This window comes from Streptomyces calidiresistens (genome assembly GCF_014141525.1).
Classification (GTDB): domain Bacteria; phylum Actinomycetota; class Actinomycetes; order Streptomycetales; family Streptomycetaceae; genus Streptomyces; species Streptomyces calidiresistens.
In genome coordinates this window covers 1-3,899 of the sequence record NZ_VKHS01000534.1, presented here as the reverse complement: position 1 = coordinate 3,899, position 3,899 = coordinate 1, and the positions used below count along the sequence as shown (strand labels likewise).

At 74.0% G+C, this 3,899-nt stretch carries 3 protein-coding genes, 1 rRNA gene and 1 pseudogene; 4 read left to right on the top strand and 1 reads right to left on the bottom strand.

The window, feature by feature from the left end:
- From FOE67_RS19080 to FOE67_RS19065, 4 genes and pseudogenes are all read left to right on the top strand, one after another.
- Positions 1–703: pseudogene (locus FOE67_RS19080) on the top strand (hypothetical protein); the annotation flags it as partial.
- Positions 700–1,665, top strand: coding sequence for an AAA family ATPase (locus FOE67_RS19075; RefSeq protein WP_182665927.1), 966 nt, complete (start codon positions 700–702; stop codon positions 1,663–1,665). The pseudogene FOE67_RS19080 and the gene FOE67_RS19075, both read left to right, overlap by 4 nt.
- A gap of 15 nt (positions 1,666–1,680) precedes the next feature.
- The gene (locus tag FOE67_RS19070; RefSeq protein ID WP_182665925.1) at positions 1,681–2,991 is read left to right on the top strand and encodes a DUF58 domain-containing protein; all 1,311 of its coding nucleotides are present in this window, start codon (positions 1,681–1,683) and stop codon (positions 2,989–2,991) included.
- Between the two features lie 164 nt (positions 2,992–3,155).
- A complete protein-coding gene (locus tag FOE67_RS19065; protein WP_182665930.1) occupies positions 3,156–3,683 on the top strand; it encodes a DinB family protein in 528 nt (175 codons plus the stop codon).
- A 92-nt stretch (positions 3,684–3,775) separates the two neighbouring features.
- Here the strand turns inward: FOE67_RS19065 and rrf are convergent.
- A 5S ribosomal RNA gene (gene rrf, locus FOE67_RS19060) occupies positions 3,776–3,892 on the bottom strand.
- Positions 3,893–3,899 lie beyond the last annotated feature (7 nt).

Here is a 3,899-nt window from a genome sequence, read left to right as displayed (position 1 = left end):
CACCCCGCCCGACGCCCCCGCCGGCACCGACACCGTCCTCCTCGGCACCCCCCATCCGCTGCTGAACGAGAACCTGGCCGACGAGGGCAACGCCGCCCTCGCCCTGAACCTGCTGGGCGCCCACCCCGAGCTGGTCTGGTACCTGCCCGGTCCGGAGGACCTCCCCGAGGGCGACGAGTCCTTCTTCGCCCTCCTCGACCCGGCCTGGCGCTGGGCCGCCCTCCAACTGGGCATCGCCGCCGTCCTCGCCGCACTGTGGCGGGGCCGCCGCCTGGGGCCCGTCGTCGTCGAACGGCTCCCGGCCGTGGTCCGGGCCGCCGAGACCACCGAGGGCCGCGCCCGCCTCTACCACCGCGCCGGGGCCCGCGACCGGGCCGCCGAGGCCCTGCGGGGCGCCACCCGCCGCCGGTTGGCCCCCCGCGTCGGGCTCTCCCGGACCGACGCCCGCGAACCCGCCGCCCTCACCTCGGCGGTCGCCGCCCGCACCGGGGAGCCGGCCGCCGCGCTGCACGCCCTGCTGCACGGCCCGGGAGTTCCCTCCGACGACCGGGAACTGGTGCGGCTGGCAGACGACCTGGACGCCCTGGAACGCCGCGTGGCCGACCCCGTCGGCGATGCCCGGGCCGGCGCCGCCGACCGGGACGACACGGCACCCGCCCACCGAACCGACCCGCCGCCGAACACGAAGGACGAGACCCCGTGAGCGACCCGACCACGTCCAGCCCCCTCGCCTCCCTGGAGGCCCTGCGCGGCGAGATCGGCAAGGCCGTCGTCGGCCAGGACGCAGCCGTCACCGGCCTGGTGGTGGCCCTGCTGTGTCGGGGCCACGTCCTGCTCGAGGGCGTTCCCGGTGTCGCCAAGACGCTGCTGGTCCGTGCCCTGGCGAGCTCCCTGGAACTGGACACCCGGCGGGTGCAGTTCACCCCCGACCTGATGCCCGGCGACATCACCGGCTCCCTCGTCTACGACGCGCGCACCGCCGAGTTCTCCTTCCAGGAGGGCCCGGTCTTCACCAACCTGCTGCTCGCCGACGAGATCAACCGCACCCCTCCCAAGACCCAGGCCTCCCTGCTGGAGGCGATGGAGGAGCGGCAGGTCTCCGTGGACGGCGTCCCCCGCCCGCTGCCCGATCCCTTCATGGTGGCCGCGACCCAGAACCCCATCGAGTACGAGGGCACCTACCCGCTGCCCGAGGCCCAGCTCGACCGGTTCCTGCTCAAGCTGAACCTCTCCCTGCCCTCCCGTGAGCAGGAGATCGACGTCCTCACCCGGCACGCGGGCGGCTTCGACCCCCGCGACCTGGCCGCCGCCGGCGTCCGGGCCGTCGCCGGCCCCGAACAGCTGGCCGCGGCGCGCGAGGAGGTCCGCAAGGTCACCGTCGCCCCCGAGGTCGCCGGGTACATCGTGGATCTGTGCCGCGCGACCCGCGAGTCGCCCTCCCTGGCACTGGGCGTCTCCCCGCGCGGAGCCACTGCCCTGCTGAGCACCTCCCGCGCCTGGGCCTGGCTCTCGGGCCGGGACTACCTCACCCCCGACGACGTCAAGGCCCTCGCCCTGCCGACGCTGCGCCACCGCGTCCGGCTGCGGCCCGAGGCCGAGATGGAGGGCGTGACGGCCGACTCGGTGATCACCGGTCTGCTCTCCCACGTCCCCGTGCCCCGCTGAGCGGGCGGAGGACCCATGGCCCTCACCGGACGGACCGTCCTCATCGCCGTGCTCGGCGCCCTCGTCGTGGCCGCGCTGCCGGGGTGGCACGGCATCCTCCTCGTGGCGGGGGTGCTGCTGCTCGCCGTCCTCCTGGACCTCGCCCTCGCCGCGCCCGTGCGGAGCCTGCGCCTGGAACGGGACGGCGCGGAATCGGTGCGCGCCGGGGACGAGGCGCGGGTCCGCCTGACGCTGACCAACCCGTCCAACCGGGTGCTGCGCGGCGAGTTGCGGGACGCCTGGACCCCCGGCGCCTTCTCCGACCCGGACGAGGCGTACCGCGCGACCAGACACCGTCTGCTGGTACCCCCCGGCGAGCGCCGGCGGATGGAGACGGTGCTGCGTCCCGCGCGCCGCGGCGAACGCCGCCCGGATCGGGTGACGATCCGCTCGCGCGGGCCACTCGGCCTGGCCGCACGCCAGGGCGCCCACCGGGTGCCGTGGTCCCTGCGGGTGCTGCCGCCCTTCACCAGCCGCCGGCACCTGCCGGCCAAGCTGGCGCGTCTGCGCGAGCTGGACGGGCGCACCAGCGTGCTCATCCGGGGCGAGGGCACCGAGTTCGACAGCCTGCGCGAGTACGTGCCCGGTGACGAGGTCCGCTCGATCGACTGGCGGGCCACCGCCCGCCGGGGGAGCGTCGCCGTGCGCACCTGGCGGCCCGAGCGGGACCGCCACCTTCTCCTGGTCCTGGACACCGGCCGCACCTCTGCGGGCCGGGTGGGCGACATCCCCCGCCTGGACGTCTCCATGGACGCCGCGCTGCTGCTGACCGCCCTGGCGTCCCGAGCCGGGGACCGGGTGGACCTGATCGCCCGGGACCGCCGGACCAGGATCTCCGTGCGCGGACACTCCGGTCGGGAGGTGCTGCCGGCGATGGTGCGGGCGATGGTGGACCTGGAGCCGGCGCTGGTCGAGACCGACGCACCCGGCCTGGCCGCGGCAGCCCGCGCGGCGGCCCCGCACCGCTCGCTGATCGTGCTGTTCACCGCGCTGGACCCGGGCCCCGCCGACACCGGCCTGCTGCCGATCCTGCCGGAGTTGCTGCGGCGGCACTCGGTGATGATCGCCTCCGTCTCCGACCCCCGGGTCGCGGAGATGGCCCGGGCCCGGGGCACCGTGCCGGGGGTGTACGAGGCGGCGGCCGCCGCCCGACACCAGGAGGAGCGCGAGGAGATCATCACCCGGGTGCGACGAATGGGCGCGATCGTGGTCGAGGGATCGCCCGACGACCTGGCGCCGGCCGTCGCGGACGCCTATCTGGCGCTGAAGGCCGCGGGCCGCCTCTGAGGGTGCCGGGCCCCCGGGCCGGGGCGGTCCGGGATCGAAAAAACCGTGGCGCAGGCGGCACCGGGCGGGCAGGGTCTGGTCCCATGACGAACAACGACAGCGAAACCGGGCCGCGCACCGCGGGGCAGGACTCGTTCCCCACCCGCCGGTTCGGCTGGTCCGACATGTTCCTGTCCCCGGACGAGGATCCCCGCAGCGACGGCGGGTTCCGGGGCGAGCGGGAGGTGCTGGTGGGATACCTGGAGGACCAGCGGAAGACGCTGGCGATGAAGTGCGCCGACCTGACCCCCGAGCAGTTGAGTCGTCAGGCGGTGGAGCCCTCGAACCTCTCGTTGCTGGGCCTGGTGCGACACATGGCCGACGTGGAACGGGGCTGGTTCCGCAGGGTGATGGCCGAGGAGGAGGCCCCCGCCTACTGGTGGAACCGCCCCGACGGTGATGCCGATGAGGATTTCAACGGAGCCGTGGCCGACCCTGCGGTGGTGACCGAGGCGTGGCAACGCTGGGAGGAGGAGGTCGAGTTCGCCCGTCGCTTCGTCGCCGACGCCCCAAACCTCGGTGTCATCGGCCGGGGCAGGGGCAAGAACGTGGAGCTGCGGGAGGTACTGGTGCACATGATCGAGGAGTACGCCCGCCACAACGGTCACGCGGACTTCCTGCGGGAGCGCATCGACGGCAGGGTCGGCCAGTAACCGGGAACGGCAGAAGGACGGAAAACACAAAAGGAGAGGGTCTTCCCCACCCGGCTCACACCGGGAGGAAAGACCCTCTCCATTCAAAGATTGTTCGGCGGCGACCTACTCTCCCACACGGTCCCCCGTGCAGTACCATCGGCGCTGAAAGGCTTAGCTTCCGGGTTCGGAATGTAACCGGGCGTTTCCCCTTCGCCATGACCACCGAAACACTGC